Origin of the sequence: Streptomyces sp. CBMA152, from assembly GCF_014596475.1 — a bacterium.
GTDB lineage: Bacteria > Actinomycetota > Actinomycetes > Streptomycetales > Streptomycetaceae > Streptomyces.
Genome location: NZ_MECJ01000015.1, coordinates 53,983 through 79,114 on the forward strand (window position 1 = coordinate 53,983; position 25,132 = coordinate 79,114).

A 25,132-nucleotide genomic window follows, 5' to 3' on the forward strand; every position below is an offset into this window, starting at 1 on the left:
CTCAGATTTAAGACAACGTGACCGCTGGGCGGAAGCCCAAATTCCGCCCATGCTGCGCGCATGACACCAAATCTGACGCGCCGTCACCTACTGGGCCTCGCCGCCCTGGAGACGGCCGCACTGCTCGGCCTCACCCGAATCACCCTCGACCCGGCCCACGCCGCAGAGGCGGCACAGCCGCAGGACGCCACCTACACCCCCGCCCTGGTCATAGGCTCCGGCTACGGAGCCGCAGTAGCCACCCTCCGACTCGCACAGGCGGGCATCCGGACCCTCGTCCTGGAGATGGGCGGACTCTGGGACACCCCCGCCCCCGACGGCAAGATCTTCTGCTCGACCGCGGCACCGGACCAGCGCTCCATGTGGTTCCGCACAAGAACAGAGGCCCCTCTGGCCACCTTCCTCTGGCTCGATGTGGTCAACAAGACGATCAGCCCGTACCCCGGCGTACTCGACCGCGTGAACTACGGCGACATGTCCGTCTACGTGGGCCGCGGCGTCGGCGGCGGCTCGCTGGTCAACGGCGGTATGGCCGTCACCCCCCGCCGCGACTACTTCGCCGAGGTCCTGCCCCAGGTGGACGCCGCCGAGATGTACGCCACGTACTTCCCGCGCGCCAACGCCATGCTCGGCGTGAACTCCGTCGACCCGGCCTGGTTCGAGTCCACCGAGTGGTACAAGTTCGCCCGCACCTCGCGCAAGGCGGCCCAGAACACCGGCCTCAAGACCGTCTTCGTACCCAACGTCTACGACTTCGGGTACATGCAGCGCGAGGCGGCGGGCACCGCCACCAGGTCCGCGCTCGCGGGCGAGGTGATCTACGGCAACAACTACGGCAAGCGGTCGGTGGACAAGACCTACCTAGCCGCGGCGCTCGGCACCGGCAACGTCACCATCGAGACCCTGCACCACGCCCGCGCGATCCGCAGACAGCCGGACGGCACGTACGTCGTCACCGCCGACCGCATCGACCTGACCGGCAAGGTCGTCGAGACCAGGGAGATCGGCTGCGGGAAGCTCTTCCTCGGCGCGGGCAGCCTCGGTACCACCGAACTGCTGGTGCGCGCCCGGGAGACGGGCACCCTGCCCGCCCTCGACCCGGCCGTCGGCACCGGCTGGGGCACCAACGGCAACATCATGACGGCCCGCGCCAACCACGTGTGGGACACGGTCGGCGCCAACGAGGCCACCATGCCCGCGCTCGGCATCGACGACTGGGACAACACCGCCAACCCCGTCTTCGCCGAGATCGCCCCGCTGCCGATGGGCTTCGAGCACTGGGTGAGCCTGTATCTGGCGATCACCAGGAACCCGCAGCGCGGCACGTTCTCGTACGATCCGGCGACCGACTCGGCGAAGCTCAACTGGAGTCGGGCGCAGAACCAGCCCGCGGTCGACGCGACGAAGAAGCTCTTCGACCGGATCAACTTCAGCAACGCGACGATCTACCGGTACGACCTGTTCGGCAACAACACGCCGTTCGCCGACGGGTTCTGCTACCACCCGCTCGGCGGCTGCCCGTTGGGGCGGGCGACCGACGACTACGGGCGGGTGAAGGGGTATCCGGGCCTCTACGTCACCGATGGAGCCCTGATCCCCGGCTCCATCGGCGTCAACCCGTTCGTCACGATCACGGCGCTCGCCGAGCGCAACGTCCAGCGCGTCCTCGCGGAGGACACACCCACCTGATCAGTGGGCGTAGATCGCCTCGATCTCGTCGGCGAAGTCCTTCGCCACGACATTGCGCTTGAGCTTCAGCGACGGGGTGATGTGCCCCGCCTCCTCCGTGAGCTGGGAGGTGAGAATGCGGAATTTCCGCACCGATTCCGCCTTGGAGACCGCGGCGTTGCCGTCGTCCACCGCCCGCTGCACCTCCGCGAGGAGATCCACGTCCTCGCGCAGCGAGGCCGCCGTCGAACCGGCCGGCTTGCCGTGGTCCAAGGCCCAGTGGGCCAGGAACTCCTCGTCGAGGGTGACGAGCGCGCCCACGAAGGGGCGTCCGTCGCCGACCACCATGCACTCCGCGACCAGCGCGTGCGCGCGGATGCGGTCCTCGATCACCGCCGGGGCGACGTTCTTGCCGCCCGCCGTGACGATGATCTCCTTCTTGCGGCCGGTGATCGCGAGGTAGCCGTCCTCGTCGAGGGTGCCGATGTCGCCGGTGTGGAACCAGCCGTCGGCCAGCGCCTCGGCGGTCGCCGCCTCGTTGTTCCAGTATCCGGTGAACAGGTGCTCGCCGTGCAGCAGCACCTCGCCGTCGTCCGCGATCCGTACGACCGAGCCGGGCAGCGGCTGGCCGACCGTGCCGATCTTCTGCCGGTCCCACGGGTTGAACGCGGTCGCGGCGCAGGACTCGGTGAGGCCGTAGCCCTCCAGGACCGTGAAGCCGATGCCCCGGTAGAAGTGGCCCAGGCGCTCGCCGAGCGGCGCGCCGCCGGAGATCGCGTACTCGCCCTTGCCGCCGAGCACCGCGCGCAGCTTGCTGAAGACGAGCCGGTCGAAGACCTTGTGCTTGATCTTGAGGCCGAGCGACGGGCCCTGCGGGGTGCCGAGCGCGCGGCTGTAGGCGATGGCGGTGTGCGCGGCCTTGTCGAAGATCGGGCCCTTGCCGTCCGCCTGGGCCTTGGCCCGGGCCGAGTTGTAGACCTTCTCGAAGACGCGCGGCACACCGAGGATCAGCGTCGGCCGGAACGAGGCCAGTTCATCGGTGAGGTTCTTGATGTCCGGTACGCAGCCGAGCTTGATCGGCGCCATCACGGACGCCACCTCGACCAGGCGGCCGAAGACGTGCGCGGTCGGCAGGAACAGCAGGACCGAGCACTCGCCGGTGCGGAAGAGCGGCTTGAGGCGCTCCACCACGTTGCCGCACTCCGCGAAGAAGGCGCGGTGGGTGAGCACACAGCCCTTGGGGCGGCCGGTGGTGCCGGAGGTGTAGACGATGGTCGCCGGGTCGTCCGCGTGCGCCGACGACATCCGCTGGTCGAGCACCTCGTCGGAGATGTCGGAGCCCAGGGCGGTGAGTTCGGCGACGGCGTCGGACTCGATCTGCCAGATGCCCTTCAGACCCGAGAGCCCGGCCTGTACGGAGGCCACGGCCTCCAGATGCGCCTCGGACTCGACGACGCACAGGGTGGCGCCGGAGTCGCCGAGGATCCACTGGATCTGCTCGGGCGAGCTCGTCTCGTACACGGGAACGGTGACCGCGCCCGCGCTCCAGACGGCGAAGTCGAAGAGGACCCACTCGTAACGGGTCCGGGAGAGCAGGGCCACCCGGTCGCCGGGCTCCACGCCCGCGGCGATCAGGCCCTTGGCCACGCCACGGACCTCGGCCAGGAACTGGGTGGCGGTGACATCGGTCCAGCGTCCCGCGACCTTGCGGCCCATGACCGCGACATCGGGATGCTGAGCGGCATTGCGGCGGATCAGATCCGTCAGGTTGCCGTCCGTGGGGACCTCGTACAGGGCCGGAAGGCTGAACTCGCGCAAGACTGCTGCTCCTCATCGGGCGCCGGTGCCACGGCTCTGTGTGACGCACCGGCTGCGGTCCAAGATCGGGCAGGTGCCCGGAGAACCTGTGGGGCGGACTCCGAGCACGACTGGACTGCCCGGACGTTACCCATCGGTAGTGGGTTCCCGATAGGGGGTCCTGGCCAGATGTTCGCTGCGTCACACGGTTCGCACCGCTCCACGCACAGTAGTCCACTCCTTTCGCGACTCGGAAGTAACCGCAGGTCCGGCGGCCTAGGGTGGTCGTCATGCGAGTACATGTGGTCAGCGATGTGCACGGGAACACCGAAGGCCTGGCGAAGGCGGGCGACGGCGCGGACGCCCTCGTCTGCCTGGGTGACCTCGTCCTTTTCCTCGATTACGCCGATCACTCGCGCGGGATCTTCCCCGACCTCTTCGGCGTCGAGAACGCGGACCGCATCGTCGCCCTGCGCACCGCCCGCCGCTTCGAGGAGGCCCGTGACCTGGGCCGCTCGCTCTGGGCGGGCCTCGACCGGGAGGCCGCCATCGAGTCGGCGGTGCGCCGTCAGTACGCCGAGATGTTCGCCGCCCTTCCCACCCCGACGTACGCGACCTACGGCAATGTCGACATACCGTCCTTGTGGTCCGAGTACGCCGGACCCGGTACCACCGTCCTGGACGGCCAGCGGGTCGAGATCGGCGGCCGCGTCTTCGGCTTCGTGGGCGGCGGACTGCGCACCCCCATGCGTACGCCGTTCGAGATCTCCGACGAGGAGTACGCGGCCAAGGTCGAGGCGCTCGGCGAGGTCGACGTGCTCTGCTCGCACATCCCGCCGGAGGTCCCCGAGCTCGTCTACGACACGGTCGCCCGCCGCTTCGAGCGCGGCTCGCGCGCGCTCCTCGACGCCATCCGCCGCACCAAACCCCGCTACGCCCTGTTCGGCCACGTCCACCAGCCGCTCGCCCGCCGGGTACGCATTGGACGCACCGAGTGCGTGAACGTCGGCCACTTCGCCGCCACCTCCAAGCCGTTCGCCCTTGAGTGGTGAGGCGGCCTCCGGCAAGAGGCCCGGCGGGCACGCGATAGCCTGCACAACACCACCCCACACAGCGGCCCGCGCACTGGAGGAGCCACGACGATGGCGGAACACACCAGCTCGTCTATCACCATCGAGGCGGCACCGGCCGACGTGATGGGGGTGATCGCCGACTTCACCCGGTACCCCGAGTGGACCGGAGAGGTGAAGGAGGCCGAGGTGCTGTCCAAGGACGCCGAGGGCCGCGCCGAGCAGGTCCGGCTCGTCCTCGACGCCGGCGCCATCAAGGACGACCACACCCTGAAGTACACCTGGCACGGCGCCGACAAGGTCAGCTGGAGCCTGGTCAAGTCCCAGATGCTGCGCACCCTCGACGGCTCGTACAGCCTCGCGGACGCCCCCGGCGGCCACACCGAGGTCACCTACCAGCTCACCGTCGACGTCAAGATCCCGATGCTCGGCATGATCAAGCGCAAGGCCGAGAAGGTCATCATCGACCGCGCGCTCGCCGGGCTGAAGAAGCGTGTCGAGAGCGGCGGCGCCGCCGGGGCCGAGCAGGCCTGATCGTGCGTACGGTCCTCGTCACCGGTCCCGGCGGCGCGGGCCGCACCACCGTCGCCGCCGCGACCGCGCTCGCGGCGGCGCGGCGCGGAGAGCGCGCCCTGCTGCTCCACACCGACCGCGACGACAGCCTCGTACGGCTGCTCGGCGGCGACGAGGTCCAGGGCCTGGACCTCGTACGGATCGACGCGGGCGCCCACTTCCGCACCGAACTCCTCGCGCTCCAGGAGCGGGCCGCCACCGCGCTCGACCTGCTCGGCGCGGGCCGCCTGGACGGCGAGGAACTGACCGAGCTGCCCGGCGCCGACCAGCTCGCCCTGCTCAAGGCGCTGCGCGAGTCGGCCACCGGCGACCACGACCTGGTCGTCGTCGACATGCCGCCCACCCACGCGTGCGTGGCGGCCCTCGCCCTGCCCGGGCAGCTGCGCCGCTATCTGCGTCGGCTGCTGCCGCCCGAGCGGCAGGCCGCGCGCTCGCTGCGCCCGGTCCTCGCCCAGCTGGCGGGCGTTCCGATGCCCGCACAGTGGCTGTACGAGACGGCCGCGCGCTGGGACGCGGAACTGGCCGCCGTGCAGGCCGTGGTGGAGGACCCGCGGACGACCGTACGCCTGGTCGCCGAGCCGGGACCGGCGGCCTCGGCCGCCCTGCGCACCGCCCGCCTGGGCCTCGCCCTGCACGGGCTGCGGCTGGACGCGGTGGTGGCCAACCGGATACTTCCCACCAGCTCGGCCGACCCCTTCCTCGCCGGGCTCTCCGGGCGCCAGCAGTGCGCGCTCAAGGGACTGGCCGAGGAGTTCGGCGCCGTACCGGTCCACGAGGTCCCGCATCTGGGGCGCGAGCCGCAGGGCGTCGACGAGCTCGACGAACTCATCGACGGGCCGACCGGCGAGACGGGCCTGTGGGACGTGCAGGGGCCGGAGTCGCAGCCCTGGGCCGTCGAGGACCGCCTCGCCGACGACGGCGTCCTCGTCTGGGTGGTGCCCCTGCCGGGTGCGGCCAAGGACGCGCTCGGCCTGGTGCGCCGGGGCGATGAACTCCTTCTGAACGCCGGGCCGTTCCGCCGGATCGTCACCCTGCCGTCCGCACTGCGCCGCTGCACGGTCTCCGGCGCGGCCCTCACCGACGGCGTCCTGCGGATCCGGTTCACGCCGGACCCCGCCCTGTGGCCCCGCGCGCACTGAACGCCGTACCCCCATTCGGGTAACGTCGAGAGAACAAGACCCTTCTCTTCAGTAGCTGGAGTCCGCCATGAGCGATGCCACCGAGCGTCCCGCCTCCGACGCGGATGCCTGGGCCGACGCGTGCGCCGAGGACCTCGCCGCGGAGAAGGCGCGCCGCCGGGCCGAGTACGGCCAGCCGCCCGGCTCGGCCGCCGAGGAGCTGCGCAAGCTGGTCGACGCCGTCGCCGACAAGGTCTCCTCGCTCCAGTCCTCGCTGCCCGGCATGGCCGCGCAGAGCGCCGTGCAGCAGCTGATCAACCAGGCCAAGGCGGCCGTCGAGCCGGTCATCGAGCGCAACCCGGACGTCTTCGACCACCTGGCCGCGGCCGGTGGCGAACTGCTCGCCGCCTACCGCTCAGCCGTCGAGGGCCAGGAGCGCCGCTGGGCCTCCGAGCGGCCCAAGAAGGACGAGGACGGCGACGGCCCGGGCCCGGGCGAGCACATCGACCTGGACTGACGATCCGGTGCCCGCCCTCGGGTACGGTTGGCCTCAGCGGGGCTCGACCGAAAACTGAGGGACTTAATGGGACTCACCATCGGCGTCGACATCGGCGGCACCAAGATCGCGGCGGGAGTGGTCGACGAGGAGGGCCACATCCTCGAGACGCACACCGTGCCCACGCCGCCGACCGCTGACGCCATCGTGGACGCGATCTGCGCCGCCGTCGAAGGGGCGGGCAAGGGGCACGAGATCGAGGCCGTCGGCATCGGTGCCGCCGGTTACGTCGACGACAAGCGCGCCACCGTCCTCTTCGCGCCCAACATCGACTGGCGCCACGAGCCGCTGAAGGACAAGGTCGAGCAGCGCGTCGGGATGCCCGTGGTCGTCGAGAACGACGCGAACGCGGCGGCCTGGGGCGAGTACAAGTTCGGCGCGGGCCAGGGCCACGAGGACGTCATCTGCATCACGCTCGGCACGGGCCTGGGCGGCGGCATCATCATCGGCAACAAGCTGCGCCGCGGCCGCTTCGGCGTGGCCGCCGAGTTCGGCCACATCAGGGTCGTGCCGGACGGCCTCCTGTGCGGCTGCGGCAGCCAGGGCTGCTGGGAGCAGTACGCCTCGGGGCGCGCGCTCGTGCGGTACGCCCGTCAGCGCGCCAACGCGACCCCGGAGAACGCCGAGATCCTGCTCGGTCTGGGCGACGGCACCGTAGCGGGCATCGAGGGCAAGCACATCAGCGCCGCCGCCCGCCGGGGCGACCCGGTCGCGGTGGACTCCTTCCGCGAGCTGGCCCGCTGGGCGGGCGCTGGCCTGGCCGACCTGGCCTCGCTCTTCGACCCGTCCGCGTTCATCGTCGGCGGCGGCGTCTCGGACGAGGGCGAGCTGGTCCTCGACCCGATCCGCAAGTCGTTCCGGCGCTGGCTGATCGGCGGCCAGTGGCGTCCGCACGCCCAGGTCCTCGCCGCCCAGCTCGGCAACAAGGCCGGTCTGGTGGGCGCGGCGGACCTGGCCCGCCAGGGCTGACCGTACGCTCGTAGGCACTGTCGGCGCCCGTCGCGTCCCTCTGGGGAAGCGGCGGGCGCTGCCCTATGTTGTGGCCCATGCCGCTCATGGATCTTCCCGCCTCCCGTACGGAGAACGGCTCGGCCGTGATCCGCGTCCTCAGCTACAACATCCGCTCGATGCGGGACGACAACGCGGCCCTGGCCAGGGTCATCCGCGCCTGCGACCCCGATCTGGTCCTCATCCAGGAGGCGCCCCGGTTCTTCCGCTGGCGCAAGGCGGCCGCGCGGCTCGCGGCGGCGAGCGAGCTGGTGGTCCTGAGCGGTGGGGCGACCGCCGCGGGCCCGCTGCTGCTGTGCTCGCTGCGGGCGACGGTGGAGCGCACCGAGGACGTCCTGCTGCCGCTCACTCCCGGGCTGCACCGCCGTGGTTTCGCGACGGCGGTGGTACGCGTCGGGGGCGCCCGCCTGGGCGTCCTCAGCTGTCACCTGAGCCTCCGGGCGGACGAGCGCGAGGCCCAGGCCGGGATGCTGCTGGAACGCCTCGCGGAGCTGGGCGTCGAGCACGCGGTCGCGGGCGGCGACCTCAACGACCGTCCGGACGGCCGCGCCTTCCGCCGGCTGTCGGCCGCACTCCAGGACTGCTGGTCGGTACGCCCGTGGGGTACGGAGTACACGTCGACCCCGGAGGACCCCCACCAACGCATCGACGCGATCTTCGCGACGAGCGGGATCGAGGTCCTGGGGTGCGGGGTCCCGACGGGCCTGCCGGACGCGGACCTGCGCGCGGCGACGGACCATCTGCCGGTTCTGGCGGCGCTACGGGTGCCGACGCGCTAGCGGCTCCGGGTCAGACCACCGCACCCCGCCCAGGATCGTCGTCGTCCTCGTCGTCATGCTTCATCCGCGCGAACAGCGTGCCGAAGCCGCCGATGAAGCCGCCCACTCCCAGCGTGGTGAGCCACCACGTGAACTCCCACTGGAAGATCGCCGCGAGCAGCATCAGCAGCGGCCCGCCGATCACCGCAAGCCACGCGAACTTCGCCGTGACGTCCGCCTCGGGCAGCGGCGGCGGCTCCGGCGGGATGAAGTGGCCCTCGTCGGAGCCGTCGAGGTCGGAATCGGACGGCTCCGCGACGCTGAAGTCGCGCGGGCCGCCCACGCCGGGCGCGAACACGATCGAGCTGCCCAGCGGCTTCGGCTCGGGCGGAACCGGCGGAACCGGTGGCTCCGGCGTCTCGGGCCCGTCCGCCGCCGGAGCGGGCGTCCCGTTCCGCTCGCCCTCCAGGACCGCCAGGTCCTCCACCGACTTGAACGGCTTCGTCCCCGGCGGGTCGGCCGGCTCCTCGCCGTACCCCGCCACGATCGCCGCCCACGCAGCCTCTTCGTCGATCGGCTGCGGTTCGCGGTCCGCGTCGTGCTCAGCCACCGGTTGTGCTCCCCTTCTTCCCGATGCTCGGAGCGAGGCGGCCGATGAACGCGTAACTCTCCTCGAAGATCCGCTCCGCGTCGTGGTCCAACGTCGCCACGTGGTAGCTCTGTTCCAGCAGGATCTCGGTGACGTCGGTGGAGGAGACCCGGGCGAGCACGCGGGCCGAGTCGGCGGGCGGCACCACATGGTCCTGCGGGCTGTGCAGCACGATCAACGGCTGTGTCACCTGCGGCAGTTCACGGTCCACCACCTGGAAGAACCTGCGCAGCGAGTGCGCCGCGTGCAGCGGCACCCGGTCGTAGCCGACCTCAGCCGAGCCCTCCTTGGCGATGTCGCTGGCGATGCCCTTGGTGGACGGCACGAAGTGGCGGACCACCGGCAGGGCGTGGGCGGCCAGGCCGTGCACCTTGTTGCCCGGGTTGACGAGGACCAGGCCCGTGATGTCGTCGCCGTGCTTCGCCGCGAGCCGCAGCGCCAGCGCGCCGCCCATGGAGAGGCCGAAGACGAAGACCTGGGTGCAGCGCTCGAGGAGCTCGCGCAGTGCCCGGTCCACTTCCGCGTACCAGTCCTGCCAGCCGGTGAGCTGCATGTCCTGCCAGCGCGTGCCGTGTCCGGGCAGCAGCGGCAGCGAGACCGTCAGGCCGCGCTCGGCCAGATGGTCGGCCCACGGGCGCAGCGACTGCGGGGAACCGGTGAAGCCGTGACAGAGGAGGACGCCGACCTCTCCGCCCTCGTGGCGGAACGGCTCGGCTCCAGGGAGGACGGGCACCGGGATCTCCTGTTCATGAGCAGGGGCGGGGGAGTTGTACTTCACGGTACGCGACCGGACTGACACCGACCAGAGCCGTCACCGGCCCGCGCGCGGGAGGGGGGCTCCGACACGGGTTAAGGTCTGTTCGACAGACAAGGGAAGGCATCCGAGTTGATCTACGGCGCTATGAAGTTCTCCATCGGCGGGTCGCTGAAGCTTGCCTTCAGGCCCTGGGTGGAGGGCCTCGACAACATTCCCGCCGAGGGGCCGGCGATCCTCGCGAGCAACCACCTGTCCTTCTCGGACTCCTTCTTCCTGCCGGCGGTCCTCGACCGCAAGGTGACCTTCATCGCCAAGGCCGAGTACTTCACCTCGCCCGGCGTGAAGGGCAAGCTGACGGCCGCCTTCTTCAAGGGCGTCGGCCAGCTCCCGGTGGACCGCTCGGGCGCGCGCGGCGCGGGCGAGGCGGCCATCAAGAGCGGCATCGAGGTCCTGGAGCGCGGTGAGCTGTTCGGGATCTACCCCGAGGGCACCCGCTCGCCCGACGGCCGCCTCTACCGGGGCAAGCCCGGCGGGCTCGCGCGCGTGGCGCTCGCCACCGGCGCGCCGGTGATCCCGGTCGCGATGATCGACACGGAGAAGATCCAGCCGCCCGGGAAGGTGATGCCCAAGCTGATGCGCCCGGGCATCCGCATCGGCAAGCCGCTCGACTTCAGCCGCTACCACGGCATGGAGGGCGACCGCTTCATCCTGCGCTCGGTGACCGACGAGGTCATGTACGAGATCATGAAGCTCTCCGGCCAGGAGTACGTGGACATCTACGCGACCGCGGCCAAGCGCCAGATCGCCGACGAGGCCAAGCGCAAGGCCGACGAGGAGAAGGCCGAGCGGTCCCGCGAGGCCGAGCAGGCCAAGCAGGCGGAACGGCCTGGCGACTAGCCTCGTTCGTTCGTTTTTCAGGGGTTGGGGAGCATGGCGAAGCGCGAGCGCGTCATCAGGATGTCCGTCGAGCTGCCGCTGTGGCGCGCGCTCACCGGGTACCGCGTACTGACGATGATCTACGCGGTGCTGCTCTTCGTCTCGGAGTACCGGCACTTCGAGCGGCCCTGGGTGGGCATCGCCTTCCTGTCGGTGCTCGCGGTGTGGACGCTGGCGACGCTGCCCCGGGTGGCGAACGCGGCGAGCTGCACCAAGCGGTTCCTCGGCGCCGACCTGACGATCGCGCTCACCGGCATCCTGATCACCCCGCTGGCCGACGCCGACGCCCGGACGGTGAACGGGCCGACCCTGCCGACCATCTGGGCCGCGGGGTCGGTGCTCGCCTTCGCCATCAAGGGCGGCTGGCGCTGGGCCGCCTTCGCGTCCTCCCTGGTCGCCGCCGCCAACCTGGTCGAGCGCGGCGCCCCCACCCGCGACACGCTCCACAACGTGCTGCTCGTCTGGGTCGCCTCCGTCGCCATCGGTTACGTGGTGGAGGTCGCCCGCGCGAGTGAGGCCACCCTCGCCCGCGCCCTGGAGATCGAGGCCGCCACCCGGGAGCGGGAGCGCCTCGCCCGGGACATCCACGACAGCGTCCTCCAGGTGCTCGCCATGGTGCAGCGCCGGGGCACGGCGCTCGGCGGCGAGGCGGCCGAGCTCGGCCGGATGGCCGGGGAGCAGGAGGTCGCGCTGCGCACCCTGGTCTCCAGTGGTCTGGTGCCCACCACGCGCGCGTCCGAGGACCCGGCGCTCGGCGCCCTGGTCCGTACGGTCGACGACGAGGACGACGGGCGTACGGACCCCGAAGGGGCCGAGCTCGATCTGCGCGCGCTGCTCGCCCCGCACGCCGGATCGCGGGTCTCGCTCGCGGAACCCGGCGCTCCGGTGCTGCTCCCGCCCCCGGCGGCGCGCGAGCTCGCGGCCGCTGTCAGTGCCGCGTTGGACAATGTCCACAGACACGCGGGGGAGTCCGCCCAGGCCTGGATCCTGGTCGAGGACTGGGGGGACGAAGTGATCGTGACGGTACGGGACGACGGTCCCGGAATCCCGGCGGGCCGGCTCGCGCAGGCCGAGGGGGAGGGGCGCCTGGGCGTCGCCCTCTCGATCCGCGGCCGGCTGCGGGACCTGGGCGGCACCGCCGAGCTGATCTCGGTGCCGGGCCAGGGGACAGAAGTAGAGCTGAAGGTTCCACGGGGGAAGGCGAAGGCATGACGCAGACGATCGAGCGGCAGAGCGTGAAGGTGATGGTGGTCGACGACCACCCGATGTGGCGCGACGCGGTCGCGCGCGACCTGGCGGCCGCCGGGTTCGACGTGGTGGCCACCGCCGGGGACGGCCCGCAGGCGGTCCGCCGGGCCCAGGCCGTCACACCCGACGTGCTGGTCCTGGACCTGAACCTGCCCGGGATGCCGGGCGTCCAGGTCTGCAAGGAGCTGGTCGGAGCCAACCCGGCGCTCAGGGTCCTGGTCCTGTCCGCCTCCGGCGAGCACGCGGACGTCCTGGAGGCGGTGAAGTCCGGCGCGACCGGCTATCTGCTGAAGTCGGCGAGCACGGAGGAGCTCACCGACGCGGTGAGCCGTACGGCGGCCGGCGACCCGGTGTTCACCCCGGGCCTGGCCGGTCTGGTCCTCGGCGAGTACCGACGGTTGGCCTCGGACCCGGCGCCCGCGGCCCCCGACGAGCCGAAGGCCCCGCAGCTCACCGAGCGCGAGACCGAGGTGCTGCGCCTGGTGGCGAAGGGGCTGTCGTACAAGCAGATCGCCGAGCGCCTGGTCATCTCGCACCGCACGGTCCAGAACCACGTCCAGAACACCCTGGGCAAGCTCCAGCTGCACAACCGCGTGGAGCTGGTCCGGTACGCGATAGAGCAGGGCCTGGACGAGGCCTGAGCGGTCCTTGGCTCACAGACGGGGGTGGGTGGCGTGCGTCCGCCCGTACAACGCTCGTACGGGTGAATGAAAGGCCGTCAACACCCCTTTGAATTCCCGGAATTGACGTTTCGTCCCATCCCGGAGTGACCTGGGTCACCATTAGCGTGGCTCGTATAGGTCTTTCCACGCGTCTGCCACGGCGAAGGGACAATTCCATGCGAGTCGGAGTACTGACCGGAGGCGGCGACTGCCCCGGGCTCAACGCCGTCATCCGGGCCGTCGTCCGCAAGGGCGTCCAGGAGTACGGATACGACTTCACCGGGTTCAAGGACGGCTGGCGCGGTCCGCTGGAGGGCGACACCGTCAAGCTCGACATCCCGGCCGTGCGCGGCATCCTGCCCCGTGGCGGCACCATTCTCGGCTCCTCGCGCACCAACCCCCTCAAGGCCGAGAACGGGGTGCGCCGCATCAAGGAGAACCTCGCCAAGCACGAGATCGACGCGATGATCGCGATCGGCGGCGAGGACACCCTGGGCGTGGCGACCCGGCTGAGCGACGAGTACGGGATCAAGTGCGTCGGCGTGCCGAAGACGATCGACAACGACCTCTCCGCGACCGACTACACCTTCGGCTTCGACACGGCGGTCGGCATCGCGACGGAGGCCATCGACCGCCTCCACACCACGGCCGAATCGCACATGCGGGTCCTGGTCGTCGAGGTGATGGGCCGCCACGCGGGCTGGATCGCGCTCCACTCCGGCCTGGCGGGCGGCGCCAACGTCATCCTCATCCCCGAGCAGCGCTTCGACGTCGACCAGGTCTGCGGCTGGATCACCTCCCGCTTCAAGGCGTCGTACGCGCCGATCGTCGTGGTCGCCGAGGGCGCGATGCCGCAGGACGGCGAGCTGGTCCTGAAGGACGGCACGCTGGACTCGTTCGGGCACGTCCGGCTCTCGGGCGTGGGGGAGTGGCTGGCCAAGGAGATCGAGAAGCGCACGGGCAAGGAGGCCCGCACCACGGTCCTCGGCCATGTCCAGCGCGGCGGCACCCCCAGCGCCTTCGACCGCTGGCTGGCCACGCGGTTCGGACTGCACGCGATCGAGGCGGTACGGGACGGCGACTTCGGCAAGATGGTCGCGCTGCGGGGCACGGACATCGTCCGGGTGCCGATCGCGGAGGCGACGGCCCGGCTGAAGACGGTGGATCCGGCGCTGTACGCGGAGGTGGGGGTGTTCTTCGGCTGACGCCGCGAGGCGCCTGGCGGCGGGCGGGCGGGACACGGGGATGGGTCGTATATTCGCGGTATTCGGCGTGATGCGCGTGATGTACGCGTATGGGCGCTTCGGGAAAACGTGACTGTCCGGCCCGTACTCCCCGATCCCTAGGTGAACCCATGGACATCCTGGCCTTCGGTGTGCAGGCCGACGAGCGGCCGCTGATCGAGGCGGCCTTCGCGGGGCAGCACGACGTGCGGTGCCTCGACGTGTTCCTCACCGAGGACACCGCGCCCATCGCGGCCGGGTACGAGGTGATCTCGACCAGTGTGAACGCCACCCTCGACCGGACGGTGCTGCAGACGCTCGCGGTGGGCGGGACGCAGATGATCGCCCAGCGTTCGACCGGGTTCAACAACATCGACCTGGAGGTCGCGGAGCGGCTCGGCATCACGGTGGCGCGGGTGTCGTACTACTCGCCGTACTCCGTGGCCGAGTTCGCCTGGACCCTGGCGATGGCGGTCAACCGCCGGATCGTCCGCGCCTCCAACCGCACCCGGGACTTCGACTTCCGGCTCGACGGGCTGATGGGCCGCGATCTGCGCGGGCGTACGGCGGGGGTGCTCGGCACCGGGAAGATCGGCGAGGCGTTCACCCGGATCGCCCATGGGTTCGGCATGAACCTGCTCGGCTGGGACGCGGCGGAGAATCCGGCGTGCGTGTCGCTCGGGATGAAGTACGTCGAGAAGGACGAGCTGCTGGCCAACGCGGACGTGGTCAGCCTGCATGTGCCGCTGCTGCCGTCAACGCACCACCTCATCGACCGGGCGGCGCTCAAGCTGATGAAGGACGACGCCATCCTGGTGAACTCCAGTCGGGGTGGGCTGGTGGACACGGAGGCGCTGGTGAGCGAGGTGCGGGCGGGGCGGTTCGCCGGGGTCGGGCTCGATGTGTACGAGGCCGAGGCCGGTCTCTTCTTCCTCGACAAGTCGCTGGAGGTCGTCGAGGACGACACGCTCGCGCGGCTGGTGACGTTCCCGAACGTGGTGGTGACGTCGCACCAGGCGTACTACACGCGGGACGCGGTGGGGCAGATCGTGGCGGCGACGGTCCGCAACGTGGCGGACTATGTGGCGGGCCACCACACGGAGAACGTCCTGGTCCCCAGGGGGTGAGCCCCCACCCGACCCCGGTTGCTCGCGCAGTTCCCCGCGCCCCTAGGAGGGCCCGAAGGGCCCATTAAGGGGCGCGGGGAACTGCGCGACAAGCCCAAGACGGCCCGCAGTCGAAGGCCCAGGCCGCCCGCCCAGGGCTTCAGGGAAGGGGCGGGGTGGGGAACGGCTCCCGCAGGGAGGACAGCAGCTCACCCACCACCCCCGGCCCCCGCAGGGTCAGCACCGACTCCGGGTGGAACTGGACCCCCGCGAACCCGGGGCCCCGCACCGCATGCACCTCCCCCGAAGCCGCATCCGCCGACACCTCCACCCCGTCCCGCGACACCCCGTCCCACCGCGCCACAAAGCTGTTGTAGAACCCCACCGTCTCCGACCGACCGAACAGGTCGACCCGCACCTGCGCCCCCTGCTGCGGCACCCGCTTCCGCACGATCGGCAACCCCAGCTCCGCCGCGATGAGTTCATGCCCGAGGCACACGCCGAGCAGGCCGTGGCGGTGGGAGCCGAGGAGTTCGGCCGTCAGACCGCGCAGCAGGCGCATCTTCGGGTCGGACGCGTCCGACGGATCGCCCGGGCCCGGGCCCAGGATCACCGGGCCGACGTGGGCAAGGGCCCGCTCCCGCAGCCCGGGCGCGTCGTAGCGCACCACCGACACCCCCAGCCCCGACGACCGCAGCAGATGCGCCAGCATCGCCGTGAACGTGTCCTCCGCGTCCACCACCAGCGCCTCGCCCACCGACACCTCCACCCGGTCCTGCATCCGCAGCCAGAACGGCGCCAGGTCCGCCCGCCGGGCATCCAGCGCCGCCCGCACCCGGGGGTCATCGGCGAGAGAGGGACCCGGGCGAACGGAGCGCAACGGGCGACCCTCCCGTACGCCCAGCGCCGCCAGCACCCCCGCCGCCTTCGCGTGCGTCTCCGCCACCTCCCCCGCCGGGTCCGAGTGCCGCACCAGCGTCGCCCCGACCGGGACCCGCAGCCGCCCGTCCGCCGCGATGTCGGCCGTACGGATCAGGATGGGCGAGTCGAGGGTCTGGGCGCCGCCCTCGTCGCGGCCGAGGAGGGCGAGGGCGCCCGCGTAGTACCCGCGTCCCAGGCCGTCCGGCCCGGCGGGCTCGTACCGTTCGATCACCCGGCACGCGTTCTGCACCGGCGAGCCGGTCACCGTCGCCGCGAACATCGTCTCGCGCAGCACCTCGCGCGCGTCCAGCGAGGTGCGGCCGCGCAACTCGTACTCGGTATGCGCGAGATGGGCCATCTCCTTGAGCCGGGGCCCGACCACCACCCCGCCCCGGTCGCCCACCGTGCACATCATCTTCAGTTCCTCGTCCACGACCATCGACAGTTCGTCGATCTCCTTCGCGTCGGAGAGGAAAGCGAGCAGGTCCTCCGGCGTCGGGCCGGTCGCCGGGTAGCGGTAGGTCCCGCTGATCGGGTTCATCACCACCGTCCCGCCCGACATCCGCACATGCACCTCGGGACTCGCGCCCACCAGCGTGCGCTCTCCCGTGTGGACCACGAACGTCCAGTACGCGCCCCGCTCGCCCGCGAGCAGTCGGCGGAACAGGGCGAGCGCGTCGGCCCGGCCGAAGCCCGGGATCTCGCCGGTGAAGGTGCGCCGGATGACGAAGTTGGCGCCCTCGCCCTGCCCGATCTCGTCCTCGATCACCCGCCGTACGACCTGGGCGTACTCCTCGTCCGAGACGTCGAAGCCGCCGCCCTCGACCCGCACCTCGTGCGTGGGGAGCGCCGACAGGACCTCGGCGAGCGGCAGTTCGTACGTCTCGTCGGCGACCAGGACGGACAGCGGAGTGCCGTCGTCGCGTACGTCGAAACCGCGCTCGCGGATCTGGCGGAACGGGACGAGGGAGAGGGACGGCTTGTCGCCGTACGGGATGTCGGCGAGCCGTTCCACCTCGCGCACCTCGCCGATCAGCAGCTCCACGACGTCGTGGTCGCGGCCCGGTGTGCGGCGCCTGAGCAGTGCGAAGGGCGGGCAGTCGGCGTCGAGGAGTCCGGCGAGGGTGGTGTGCGTGGCTGGCATGGGTGTTCCTTCCGGTGGAGCGGAGAGGAACGGCCGTGGAAAGCAGAAAAGGCCGCCCCTCGGGCGGCCTTTCGCGTGTTCGTGTACGCGCGATCAGTGGGCCGCCGGATGAGCGGTCCACCACCAGTTCTGGTTCGAGTGCGCGAACATGCCCCGCACCCTAGCCGAAGAACCGGCATCCTGCGCTCTCGTCCCGATCATGTGCGGATCTGCGGAACCCGCACCGAGTCATACGGGAGTACGGAAGGGGCCCGCCCCATCCCGTGGACGGAGCGGGCCCCTCTCTTCGCGTGCGTCTGCCGTACCGGCTCAGACCAGCAGGTTGAACATCTGCCAGCCGCCGCAGACCTGCGTGCGCGCGGCGAACGGGGCGCCCGTCGCGCTGCCCGTGCCCTTGTAGTACCAGAGCACGCCGGAGGAGTCGCGGGCCACCAGGTCCGGGATGCCGTCACCGTTCAGGTCGCTGGGGCCGACCATGGCGTTGTAGGCCTGCCAGCCCCCGCCGATCCGGACCCTGGGGGCGTACGGGGCGGTGGGGTTGCCCGTGCCCTTGTACAGCCACAGCACGCCGGACGCGTCCCGGGCCACCAGGTCCGCCTTGCCGTCGCGGGTGAGGTCGCCGGTCGAGACCATGGTGTTGTACACCTGCCAGCCGCCGCCGATCCGCGCGCGGGTGGCGAACGGCGCCGCCGGGTTGCCGGTGCCCTTGTAGAACCAGAGCACACCGGCGCTGTCCCGGCCGATCAGATCGGCCCTGCCGTCACCGTCGAGGTCGCGCGCGCCGGTCAGGAAGTTGTACGTCTGCCAGCCGCCGCCGACCTTGAGGCGGCCCTTGAACGGGGCGTTCGGGTTGCCGCTGCCCTGGTAGTACCAGAGCGTGCCGGTGGCGTCGCGGGCCACCATGTCCCCGGTGCCGTCCGCGCGCAGCGCGGTCATCGCGGAGACGGTGTTGTACCCCTGCCAGCCGCCGCCGACCTGGTACCGCCCGTAGAACGGCGTGGCCGCGCCACCGGTGCCCTGGTACTGCCACAGCACCCCGGAGGAGTCCCGGCCGAGCAGGTTGTAGCGGGTGGTGCCGGGGTCGGGGGCGGTGCTGGTGGCCACGTCCACGTCGTCGGCCTTCACGAAGGCCAGACGGTGGTTGTAGCGGATCGGGTAGAACGAATTCGTCTTTCCCGTGACCAGGGTGCGGTCGCCGGTCGCGGTGCCCGCGAACGTACCGGCGTACCAGTAGTCACCGGGCTGCGCCGGGCCCACCTGGGTGTACGCCTGGCCGGCCGGGATCGCGTACTTGGTCAGCGACGCCGAATTACCGGCCTGCGCCGGGACGTTGGTCCCCGCGTACGCCGAGTCCTCCGGGTAGGCGCGCCCGTACACCGGGATGGACGTCTGGCCCGCCTTCGGCGTCAGAACGGGTCGGCCCGTCTTGCCGACCGGGGCGGTGAACTTGCCGGCCGGGTTGGAGAACCAGGCCTTCTGGCCGCCGTACCAGATCGCGGTCCAGTCGGTCTGGACGTCGGCGACGACGTACTCGCCGCCCGCGACGACCTTGTCGGACCAGTTGGGGCCCTCGGTGGCGGTCTGGGTGCCGAGGTACGCGTCCTGGAGCGGCACGCCCGACGTCGAGGGCGTCTCGTACAGGTAGCCGAAGTTCACCGGCTTGGTGAAGGTGGCGCCGCCGTACGTCACGGTCTGCTGGTCGGCCGAGGTGAACGGCGGGACCACGCGCACCAGTTGGCCGACCTTCAGCGGGCCGCCCGCGCCCTGGTCGCCGGTGGGCGCGCCCATCAGCTGCAGGTAGTGGTTCCAGTCCCAGTACGGGCCCGGGTCCCAGTGCTGGGACTTCACATTGGCGTCCAGGACGCCCGGCACCTCGTCGTGGCCGATGATGTGCTCACGGTCCAGCGGGATGTTGAACCGGCCCGCCAGGTACTTCACCAGCGCGGCCGACGACTCGTACTGCGGCTCGGTGTACCACGTGGCGTCGCCGTTGATGGCGTAGCCCTCGTGCTCGATGCCTATGGAGTGCATGTTCACGGTCTTGTTGGCCGCGTGCCACGGCTCGTCCTTGGTCGCCACCAGCTGCGTGACCAGGCCGTCGGAGGCCCGGATCATGTAGTGGGCGGCCGCGTACGTCGCCGGGTTCTGGAACGTCTTCAGCGACGCGTCGTAGCTGCCCTCGGTGTCGTGGATGACGATGTAGCGGATGTCCTCGCCGTTCCCGGGGCGGTTCGACTCGTTGTAGTTGCCGAAGTCCGTGGGGTCGTCCGGCTTCCCGGGGGCGGGCGGGTTGTGGGCGTAGCCGGCCGGGATGAAGTTGCAGTTCAGCCCCGTCGGGCACTCCGGCGTCTGGTCCGCCTTGGAGAACGCCGCGAGCGACATCGTGTCCGGCTTCGTCGGCTTCACCGACGGGTCCGCCGGGAGCGCGACCTGCTGGCCGTCCGCCGTGACGCGGCTCTCGCCCGTCCTGATCGACTCGTACACCCGCTTCGCGAACAGCGTCGGGCCCTTGGTGTCCGGGGCCTGGCTGTAGCGGGCCACGGCCGCGTACCACCGGCCCGCGTCCTCGGGTAGCGAGCCCGTCGCGTCCTTCTGGTACTTCGCGAGCAGCGCCGCGCCCGCGCGGATGCTCTGCTTTTCGTCCCCCCGTACCGAGTCGACGGACGCGTCGATCAGCTTGGCGGCCTCGTCGAGGGTGTGCAGCCGGGGGTCGTCCGTGTCGACGGCCTTGGGCGCCTTCTTCAGGGCGCGCTTGGCGTCGAAGTGCTTCATGACGGTCGGGTCGCCGCTCATGTTCATGTGCGAGAGCCGCTCGGCGTCGCTCGGCTGCTCGACGTCGTCCGCCGTCAGATGGGTCAGACCCATGACGTTGTACGCGCCGGTCGTCGACGGCTGCCCGCCGTGGCTCTCCCACAGCGTCTGGCGGTACGAGACCGCCATCAGCACGCTCTGCGGGACCTCGAACTCACGCGCCGCGTCCGCGAACCCCGACTGGAGCGCCGCGCCCGGCGCGGACGCCTTGCCGTTCGCGTTCGCGTTCGCGTCCGCGGGCCCCGGCGAGGCCATCGCGAGCGTCGTGATCGCCGCACCCGCGATGACCGCCGTGCCCACGCCGTAGGCAATCAGCTTCGTCGTGCGGTCTCTGCGGTGTCTTCGCTTCAACTCCCACCCCAAAATTCACTCTGTTCGCTTCTGAAACGGGGGGAGGCTAACAGGCGGGTGCGTGACCTCGATCACCGGCCGGTCACTCGCGTCTCACAGGGTGGGCGCGGGGGTGGACGGCTTGGCGGACCCCGTAAGGTTGTGGAGGTGACCGTGAACGAAAACACCTGGCGTGACCTTCCCGCGGCGCAGCAGCCCGAGTACCCCGATGCCGAGGCTCTGCGCGATGTGATCGCGGACCTCGAGTCGTATCCGCCGCTCGTCTTCGCGGGCGAGTGCGACCAGCTGCGCGCCCGGATGGCGGCGGTCGCCCAGGGCGAGGCGTTCCTGCTCCAGGGCGGCGACTGCGCCGAGGCCTTCGACGCCGTGTCGGCCGATCACATCAGGGCCAAGCTCAAGACCCTCCTCCAGATGAGCGCCGTGCTGACGTACGCCGCCTCCGTGCCGGTCGTCAAGGTCGGCCGGATCGCGGGGCAGTACTCGAAGCCGCGCTCCAAGGGCACCGAGACCCGCGACGGCGTGACCCTGCCGACCTACCGCGGCGACTCGGTCAACGGCTTCGACTTCACCGAGGCGGCCCGTATCCCGGACCCCGAGCGCCTGAAGCGGATGTACAACGCGTCCGCGTCCACGCTCAACCTGGTCCGCGCCTTCACCACCGGCGGCTACGCCGATCTGCGCCAGGTCCACGCCTGGAACCAGGACTTCGTCAAGCAGTCCCCGTCCGGCCAGCGCTACGAGCAGCTGGCCCGCGAGATCGACAACGCGCTGAACTTCATGAAGGCGTGCGGCACCGACCCGGCCGAGTTCAAGGCCGTCGAGTTCTACGCCTCGCACGAGGCGCTGCTGCTCGACTACGAGTCGGCGCTCACCCGGGTGGACTCGCGCACCGGCAAGCTCTACGACACCTCCGGCCACATGGTCTGGGTCGGCGAGCGCACCCGTCAGCTCGACCACGCGCACATCGAGTTCGCCGCCCGCATCAGCAACCCGATCGGGATCAAGCTCGGCCCGACGACCTCGGTCGACGAGGCGCTCACGTACGTGGAGCGCCTGGACCCGGACCGCGAGCCCGGCCGGCTGACCTTCATCGTCCGCATGGGCGCCGACAAGGTCCGCGACAAGCTGCCCGAGCTGGTCGAGAAGGTCACCGCGTCCGGCGCGGTCGTCGCCTGGGTCACCGACCCGATGCACGGCAACACCTTCGAGGCCGCCTCCGGCCACAAGACCCGCCGCTTCGACGACGTGCTCGACGAGGTCAAGGGCTTCTTCGAGGTCCACAAGGCGCTCGGCACCCACCCGGGCGGCATCCACGTCGAGCTCACCGGTGACGACGTCACCGAGTGCGTGGGCGGCGGCGACGAGATCTTCGTCGACGATCTGCACCAGCGCTACGAGACGGCCTGCGACCCCCGCCTCAACCGCAGCCAGTCCCTGGACCTGGCGTTCCTGGTCGCGGAGATGTACCGCGACCAGTGAGTCGTGATCAGTAGGTAGCTTCGTACGAGCCTGTGGGGCGCGGAACTGTGATCCGCGCCCCACAGTCGTACCCGGGGCTTTAAGGTCACCCTAACTTTGGGTACGGTTAGGTAAGCCTCACCGAAATGGGGATGGCTGGTCCGACCTTTTTCCCGTCCGGGAGGTGAACCGCGTGTACGTCTGCTCTTGCTTCGGGATCACCGACAAGCAGGTCAAGGAGCACGCGGCCGCCGGCGCCTGCACCCCGCGCCAGATCGCCTCGGCCACCAAGGCGGGCACCGACTGCGGCTCCTGTGTGCGCACCATCCAGGGTCTGCTCGGCCGCGGCGCCTGCCCCCGCCGGGAGCTGCTGGAGAAGGGCGAGATCACCGCGGTGCTAGCCGCCGATGAGGGCCTGGCGGAAGCGGCCTAGGTTTTCAGGGGCGCGGGGAACTGCGCGACCAGCCACGCACGGTCCGCAGTCGAATATCCGCCCGTCCAGCGGAGCGCTCAGCTCTCCGGCTGCTCGATCAGCTGCGCGATGTACAGCGCCTCACCGAGCTTCTCGACCAGCTCCAGCTGGGTGTCGAGATAGTCGATGTGATGCTCCTCGTCGGCCAGGATCGACTCGAAGATGTTCGCCGAGGTGATGTCGCCCTTGGCCCGCATGACCTCGATCCCGCGCTTGAGCCGGTCGATCGCCTCGACCTCCACCTGCCGGTCCGCCTGGAACATCTCCGTGACGGTCTGCCCCACCCGGACGTGGAAGAGCCGCTGGTAGTTGGGCAGCCCGTCCAGGAACAGGATCCGGTCGGTCAGCACCTCCGCGTGCTTCATCTCGTCGAAGGACTCGTGCCGCGTGTACTTGGCGAGCTTCGTCCAGCCGAAGTTCTCCTGCATCTTCGCGTGCAGGAAGTACTGGTTGATCGCGGTCAGCTCGGCGGTCAGCTGCTCGTTCAGGAACTCGATGACCTCGGGGTCGCCCTGCATCGCAGAGGCTCCTTCCACGGGGGAGGGGCAGATTCGCGCGCATCCTCGCACCGCGCGCAATGACCGTCCAGTAAGTGCACGCTTAGTACGAGTTGCCCGAATCCGGGCGCACCTGGTCATGACCACCCCTTGCCGTCTGTCACCATGGAGTCATGGGTCAGCCGGAACGCCCGGAGCAACGGGAAGCAGTGCAGCAGGAGCTTCCCCCGGGGCAGCGGCTCCAGCGCGGCTGGCCGGTCACGCACTACGGCCCGGTCCCCAAGTTCAAGCCCGAGCGCTGGGAGTTCCGCGTTTTCGGGGCGACCGCCGACGGTGACAAACACTGCTGGAACCACGAGGAGTTCACGGCGCTGCCGTTCGCCACCGTGGTCGCCGATCTGCACTGTGTCACGAAGTTCTCGATGACCGGGGCCGAATGGGGCGGAATCCTCGCCCGTACGGTCGCCGAACTCGCGCCGCCCGCCCCCGACGCCACCCATGTGATGGTCTGGGCCGAGTACGGCTTCAGCTCCAACCTGCGCCTTTCCGACTTCCTCTCGGACCGCACGGTCTTCGCCACCCACAAGGGCGGTGAGCTCCTGACCGCCGAACACGGCTTCCCGGTCCGGCTCGTCGTGCCGCATCTGTACGCCTGGAAGGGCCCGAAGTGGGTCCGCGGCATCGAGTACATGACGGCGGACCGGCGGGGCTTCTGGGAGGAGCGGGGCTACCACAACATCGGCGACCCCTGGCGGGAGCAGCGCTACTCGTACCAGGAAGAGCCCGGGGACGGCCCCGAGCTCTGAGTCCTGCTACCACGCCGGTCTTTTTCGGGCCGGTCAGTGGTGGTACTGGTGCACCACCGCGTGGCCCTTGCCGCGGCCGATCATCCACTTGTTGACGGGCGTCGTGGCCACGAAGGCGAGCGCCAGCGACAGGGCGAGCGAGCCCCAGAACAGCCACTGCCCGAGCGTGGCGTTCATGGCGGCCGGCCACAGCGCGATCACCCCGTTGTCGATCAGTTCCATGACCGCGATCGAGAGGGTGTCGGCGGCGAGGGCGACCTTGAAGGCCGTACGGAAGTCGACACCGGCCCGGGTGATGCCGCGCAGGGTGAGCGAGTAGCCGAAGAAGAAGGCGAGGACGGTCGCCAGGATCATCGTCGGCATGTTGCCCCACCCGAAGGCGGTGCCCACGATCATGCCGAGGATCTCGCCGACGGCGCACCCGGTGAGGCAGTGCAGCGTGGCCTGAGCGGCCATGGACCAGGTGACCTTGCCGCCGGTGTGGCCGTGGTGCTGGTGACCCTGGTGGTCGGCGTGCTCGTGGTGCGCCGCGTGCTCGTCGTGCTCGTGCTCCGCGTGTACGTGCGTCTCGTGCTGCATGACTTCCCCCAATGCCGGATGACCGTCCCTGTCGATGACTGGAACGGTATACCCCCAGGGGGTATTCCTCAAGGGTTCATGAACATCTTCGTTGTCATGAACGCCGTCATGGGCGCAGCTTCTTGAGCAGCGCGATGTCCGCCGCCTGCCCCTCCTTGCCGCCGGGCGTCTCGATGATCAGCGGTACGCCCTCGGTCGCCGGGTGGGCGAGCAGCTCCCGGAACGGCTCCGACCCGATGTGGCCGGCGCCGATGTTCACATGGCGGTCGAGGTGCGAGTCCACGGCCTCCTTGGAGTCATTGGCGTGGATCAGCTTCAGGCGGCCCGGGCCGACGGTCTCCACCAGCAGGTCGAGCGTCTGCGCGGCCCCGCCGGGGCCCGCGAGGTCGTGCCCGGCCGCGTGGATGTGGCAGGTGTCCAGGCAGACGCCCAGCTTGGGGTGGGCGTCCAGTGCCTCGAAGTACGGCCCGAAGTCCCAGGTCCGGGAGCAGAGCGAGTACCCCTGCCCGGCCGTCGACTCAAGCAGCAGATACGGGTCGTCGTCGTGCGTGAGCTCGTCGAGCAGCGGCAGCAGCCGCTCCCGTACCTGCGCCAGCGCCTCGGCGCGCGGCCTGCCGCCGGTCGCCGAGCCGGTGTGCACGACCACGCCGAGCGCGCCTATCTCCCGGCCCCGCCGCAGCGAGTGCCGCAGCGACTCCACGGACTTCTCGACGGTCGCCTCGGTGTGCGAGCCGAAGTTGATCAGATACGGGGCGTGGACGTACGCCGTGATCCGCTCGGCCTCGCACTGCGTACGGAAGAGCTCGTCCTGGGCCGGGTTGCCGACCGGGGTCGCCCAGCCGCGCGGGTTGGCGACGAAGACCTGGACGGTCTCCGCCCGCAGCTCGCGCGCGTAGCTGAGTCCGACCGTGGCGAGGCCGCCGGCCACGGGGACGTGGCCGCCGATGGGGTTGCGCATGGGGTG

General features: G+C 70.6%; 24 protein-coding genes. 15 read left to right on the forward strand and 9 right to left on the reverse strand.

The annotated features are described in order from the left end of the window. Positions 1–60 precede the first annotated feature (60 nt). Positions 61–1,689, forward strand: coding sequence for a GMC oxidoreductase (locus BG418_RS13575; RefSeq protein ID WP_188274072.1), 1,629 nt, complete (start codon positions 61–63; stop codon positions 1,687–1,689). Here the strand turns inward: BG418_RS13575 and BG418_RS13580 are convergent, their stop codons facing one another. Further along, positions 1,690–3,486: a long-chain fatty acid--CoA ligase gene (locus tag BG418_RS13580; protein WP_188274073.1), complete on the reverse strand. Its 1,797-nt coding sequence runs from the start codon at positions 3,484–3,486 to the stop codon at positions 1,690–1,692. It abuts the gene before it with no gap. Positions 3,487–3,755: 269 nt separating this feature from the next. Here BG418_RS13580 and BG418_RS13585 point away from each other — a divergent pair, with 269 nt between their 5' ends. The 6 genes from BG418_RS13585 to BG418_RS13610 all read left to right on the forward strand — a co-directional run bounded on the left by BG418_RS13585 (position 3,756) and on the right by BG418_RS13610 (position 8,569). Beyond that, entirely contained in the window at positions 3,756–4,517 is a 762-nt protein-coding gene (locus tag BG418_RS13585; protein ID WP_188274074.1) for a metallophosphoesterase, read from the forward strand. 90 nt (positions 4,518–4,607) lie between these two features. After that, positions 4,608–5,069: an SRPBCC family protein gene (locus BG418_RS13590; RefSeq protein ID WP_188274075.1), complete on the forward strand. Its 462-nt coding sequence runs from the start codon at positions 4,608–4,610 to the stop codon at positions 5,067–5,069. A 2-nt stretch (positions 5,070–5,071) separates the two neighbouring features. Beyond that, positions 5,072–6,247: an ArsA family ATPase gene (locus BG418_RS13595; RefSeq protein ID WP_188274076.1), complete on the forward strand. Its 1,176-nt coding sequence runs from the start codon at positions 5,072–5,074 to the stop codon at positions 6,245–6,247. Positions 6,248–6,314: 67 nt separating this feature from the next. Continuing rightward, entirely contained in the window at positions 6,315–6,743 is a 429-nt protein-coding gene (locus tag BG418_RS13600) for a DUF5304 domain-containing protein (RefSeq protein WP_188274077.1), read from the forward strand. 66 nt (positions 6,744–6,809) lie between these two features. Further along, complete coding sequence (locus BG418_RS13605) at positions 6,810–7,751, forward strand: ROK family glucokinase (protein WP_188274078.1); 942 nt, start codon at positions 6,810–6,812, stop codon at positions 7,749–7,751. A gap of 77 nt (positions 7,752–7,828) precedes the next feature. Next, positions 7,829–8,569, forward strand: coding sequence for an endonuclease/exonuclease/phosphatase family protein (locus BG418_RS13610; RefSeq protein WP_188274079.1), 741 nt, complete (start codon positions 7,829–7,831; stop codon positions 8,567–8,569). A gap of 10 nt (positions 8,570–8,579) precedes the next feature. Here BG418_RS13610 and BG418_RS13615 read toward each other — a convergent pair whose 3' ends face one another. Both BG418_RS13615 and BG418_RS13620 read right to left on the reverse strand, forming a co-directional pair. After that, a complete protein-coding gene (locus tag BG418_RS13615) occupies positions 8,580–9,158 on the reverse strand; it encodes a hypothetical protein (RefSeq protein WP_188274080.1) in 579 nt (192 codons plus the stop codon). Then, on the reverse strand, positions 9,151–9,930 hold the full coding sequence (locus BG418_RS13620) for a carboxylesterase (RefSeq protein WP_188274081.1): 780 nt from the start codon (positions 9,928–9,930) through the stop codon (positions 9,151–9,153). The genes BG418_RS13615 and BG418_RS13620 overlap by 8 nt, the downstream gene beginning before the upstream one ends. A gap of 153 nt (positions 9,931–10,083) precedes the next feature. Here BG418_RS13620 and BG418_RS13625 point away from each other — a divergent pair, with 153 nt between their 5' ends. From BG418_RS13625 to BG418_RS13645, 5 genes are all read left to right on the forward strand, one after another. Beyond that, entirely contained in the window at positions 10,084–10,851 is a 768-nt protein-coding gene (locus BG418_RS13625) for a 1-acyl-sn-glycerol-3-phosphate acyltransferase (RefSeq protein WP_188274082.1), read from the forward strand. A 33-nt stretch (positions 10,852–10,884) separates the two neighbouring features. Further along, positions 10,885–12,102 (forward strand): MacS family sensor histidine kinase, encoded by a 1,218-nt coding sequence (macS, locus tag BG418_RS13630; RefSeq protein WP_188274083.1) that lies wholly within the window; start codon positions 10,885–10,887, stop codon positions 12,100–12,102. Then, entirely contained in the window at positions 12,099–12,779 is a 681-nt protein-coding gene (locus BG418_RS13635) for a response regulator transcription factor (RefSeq protein ID WP_188274084.1), read from the forward strand. The genes macS and BG418_RS13635 overlap by 4 nt, the downstream gene beginning before the upstream one ends. Before the next feature lie 197 nt (positions 12,780–12,976). Then, positions 12,977–14,005: a 6-phosphofructokinase gene (locus BG418_RS13640; RefSeq protein WP_188274085.1), complete on the forward strand. Its 1,029-nt coding sequence runs from the start codon at positions 12,977–12,979 to the stop codon at positions 14,003–14,005. Positions 14,006–14,154: 149 nt separating this feature from the next. Further along, on the forward strand, positions 14,155–15,150 hold the full coding sequence (locus BG418_RS13645; protein WP_188274086.1) for a 2-hydroxyacid dehydrogenase: 996 nt from the start codon (positions 14,155–14,157) through the stop codon (positions 15,148–15,150). 139 nt (positions 15,151–15,289) lie between these two features. Here the strand turns inward: BG418_RS13645 and BG418_RS13650 are convergent, their stop codons facing one another. From BG418_RS13650 to BG418_RS13660, 3 genes are all read right to left on the reverse strand, one after another. Next, a complete protein-coding gene (locus BG418_RS13650) occupies positions 15,290–17,194 on the reverse strand; it encodes an anthranilate synthase family protein (protein ID WP_188274087.1) in 1,905 nt (634 codons plus the stop codon). Between the two features lie 93 nt (positions 17,195–17,287). After that, positions 17,288–17,395 (reverse strand): trp operon leader peptide, encoded by a 108-nt coding sequence (locus BG418_RS41175; RefSeq protein ID WP_188274088.1) that lies wholly within the window; start codon positions 17,393–17,395, stop codon positions 17,288–17,290. Positions 17,396–17,503: 108 nt separating this feature from the next. Beyond that, on the reverse strand, positions 17,504–20,356 hold the full coding sequence (locus BG418_RS13660; RefSeq protein ID WP_188274089.1) for an N-acetylmuramoyl-L-alanine amidase: 2,853 nt from the start codon (positions 20,354–20,356) through the stop codon (positions 17,504–17,506). A gap of 141 nt (positions 20,357–20,497) precedes the next feature. Here BG418_RS13660 and BG418_RS13665 point away from each other — a divergent pair, with 141 nt between their 5' ends. Together BG418_RS13665 and BG418_RS13670 are read left to right on the forward strand one after the other, a co-directional pair. Beyond that, a complete protein-coding gene (locus BG418_RS13665) occupies positions 20,498–21,835 on the forward strand; it encodes a class II 3-deoxy-7-phosphoheptulonate synthase (protein ID WP_188274090.1) in 1,338 nt (445 codons plus the stop codon). 163 nt (positions 21,836–21,998) lie between these two features. Next, positions 21,999–22,247, forward strand: coding sequence for a bacterioferritin-associated ferredoxin (locus BG418_RS13670; protein ID WP_188274091.1), 249 nt, complete (start codon positions 21,999–22,001; stop codon positions 22,245–22,247). A 77-nt stretch (positions 22,248–22,324) separates the two neighbouring features. Here the strand turns inward: BG418_RS13670 and bfr are convergent, their stop codons facing one another. Further along, on the reverse strand, positions 22,325–22,804 hold the full coding sequence (gene bfr / locus BG418_RS13675; RefSeq protein WP_188274092.1) for a bacterioferritin: 480 nt from the start codon (positions 22,802–22,804) through the stop codon (positions 22,325–22,327). Positions 22,805–22,956: 152 nt separating this feature from the next. Here bfr and BG418_RS13680 point away from each other — a divergent pair, with 152 nt between their 5' ends. Then, a complete protein-coding gene (locus BG418_RS13680; protein ID WP_188274093.1) occupies positions 22,957–23,589 on the forward strand; it encodes a sulfite oxidase-like oxidoreductase in 633 nt (210 codons plus the stop codon). Between the two features lie 33 nt (positions 23,590–23,622). On the opposite strand, the gene BG418_RS13685 is transcribed toward BG418_RS13680, so the two are convergent. Both BG418_RS13685 and BG418_RS13690 read right to left on the reverse strand, forming a co-directional pair. Next, positions 23,623–24,168 carry a DUF4396 domain-containing protein gene (locus BG418_RS13685; RefSeq protein ID WP_188274094.1) on the reverse strand — a complete coding sequence of 182 codons (546 nt, stop codon included), beginning with the start codon at positions 24,166–24,168 and terminating at the stop codon, positions 23,623–23,625. Positions 24,169–24,274: 106 nt separating this feature from the next. Then, positions 24,275–25,126, reverse strand: a complete 852-nt coding sequence (locus BG418_RS13690) for a deoxyribonuclease IV (protein WP_188274095.1) — start codon at positions 25,124–25,126, stop codon at positions 24,275–24,277. Positions 25,127–25,132 lie beyond the last annotated feature (6 nt).

What these genes read in the sequence shown, in the direction of transcription:
- BG418_RS13575 (WP_188274072.1), top strand. Translation starts at nt 61, where the DNA reads ATGACACCAAATCTGACGCGCCGTCACCTACTGGGCCTCGCCGCCCTG.
- BG418_RS13585 (WP_188274074.1), top strand. Translation starts at nt 3,756, where the DNA reads ATGCGAGTACATGTGGTCAGCGATGTGCACGGGAACACCGAAGGCCTG.
- BG418_RS13590 (WP_188274075.1), top strand. Translation starts at nt 4,608, where the DNA reads ATGGCGGAACACACCAGCTCGTCTATCACCATCGAGGCGGCACCGGCC.
- BG418_RS13600 (WP_188274077.1), top strand. Translation starts at nt 6,315, where the DNA reads ATGAGCGATGCCACCGAGCGTCCCGCCTCCGACGCGGATGCCTGGGCC.
- BG418_RS13605 (WP_188274078.1), top strand. Translation starts at nt 6,810, where the DNA reads ATGGGACTCACCATCGGCGTCGACATCGGCGGCACCAAGATCGCGGCG.
- BG418_RS13610 (WP_188274079.1), top strand. Translation starts at nt 7,829, where the DNA reads ATGCCGCTCATGGATCTTCCCGCCTCCCGTACGGAGAACGGCTCGGCC.
- macS (WP_188274083.1), top strand. Translation starts at nt 10,885, where the DNA reads ATGGCGAAGCGCGAGCGCGTCATCAGGATGTCCGTCGAGCTGCCGCTG.
- BG418_RS13635 (WP_188274084.1), top strand. Translation starts at nt 12,099, where the DNA reads ATGACGCAGACGATCGAGCGGCAGAGCGTGAAGGTGATGGTGGTCGAC.
- BG418_RS13640 (WP_188274085.1), top strand. Translation starts at nt 12,977, where the DNA reads ATGCGAGTCGGAGTACTGACCGGAGGCGGCGACTGCCCCGGGCTCAAC.
- BG418_RS13645 (WP_188274086.1), top strand. Translation starts at nt 14,155, where the DNA reads ATGGACATCCTGGCCTTCGGTGTGCAGGCCGACGAGCGGCCGCTGATC.
- BG418_RS13650 (WP_188274087.1), bottom strand. Translation starts at nt 17,194, where the DNA reads ATGCCAGCCACGCACACCACCCTCGCCGGACTCCTCGACGCCGACTGC.
- BG418_RS41175 (WP_188274088.1), bottom strand. Translation starts at nt 17,395, where the DNA reads ATGATCGGGACGAGAGCGCAGGATGCCGGTTCTTCGGCTAGGGTGCGG.
- bfr (WP_188274092.1), bottom strand. Translation starts at nt 22,804, where the DNA reads ATGCAGGGCGACCCCGAGGTCATCGAGTTCCTGAACGAGCAGCTGACC.
- BG418_RS13680 (WP_188274093.1), top strand. Translation starts at nt 22,957, where the DNA reads ATGGGTCAGCCGGAACGCCCGGAGCAACGGGAAGCAGTGCAGCAGGAG.
- BG418_RS13685 (WP_188274094.1), bottom strand. Translation starts at nt 24,168, where the DNA reads ATGCAGCACGAGACGCACGTACACGCGGAGCACGAGCACGACGAGCAC.
- BG418_RS13690 (WP_188274095.1), bottom strand. Translation starts at nt 25,126, where the DNA reads ATGCGCAACCCCATCGGCGGCCACGTCCCCGTGGCCGGCGGCCTCGCC.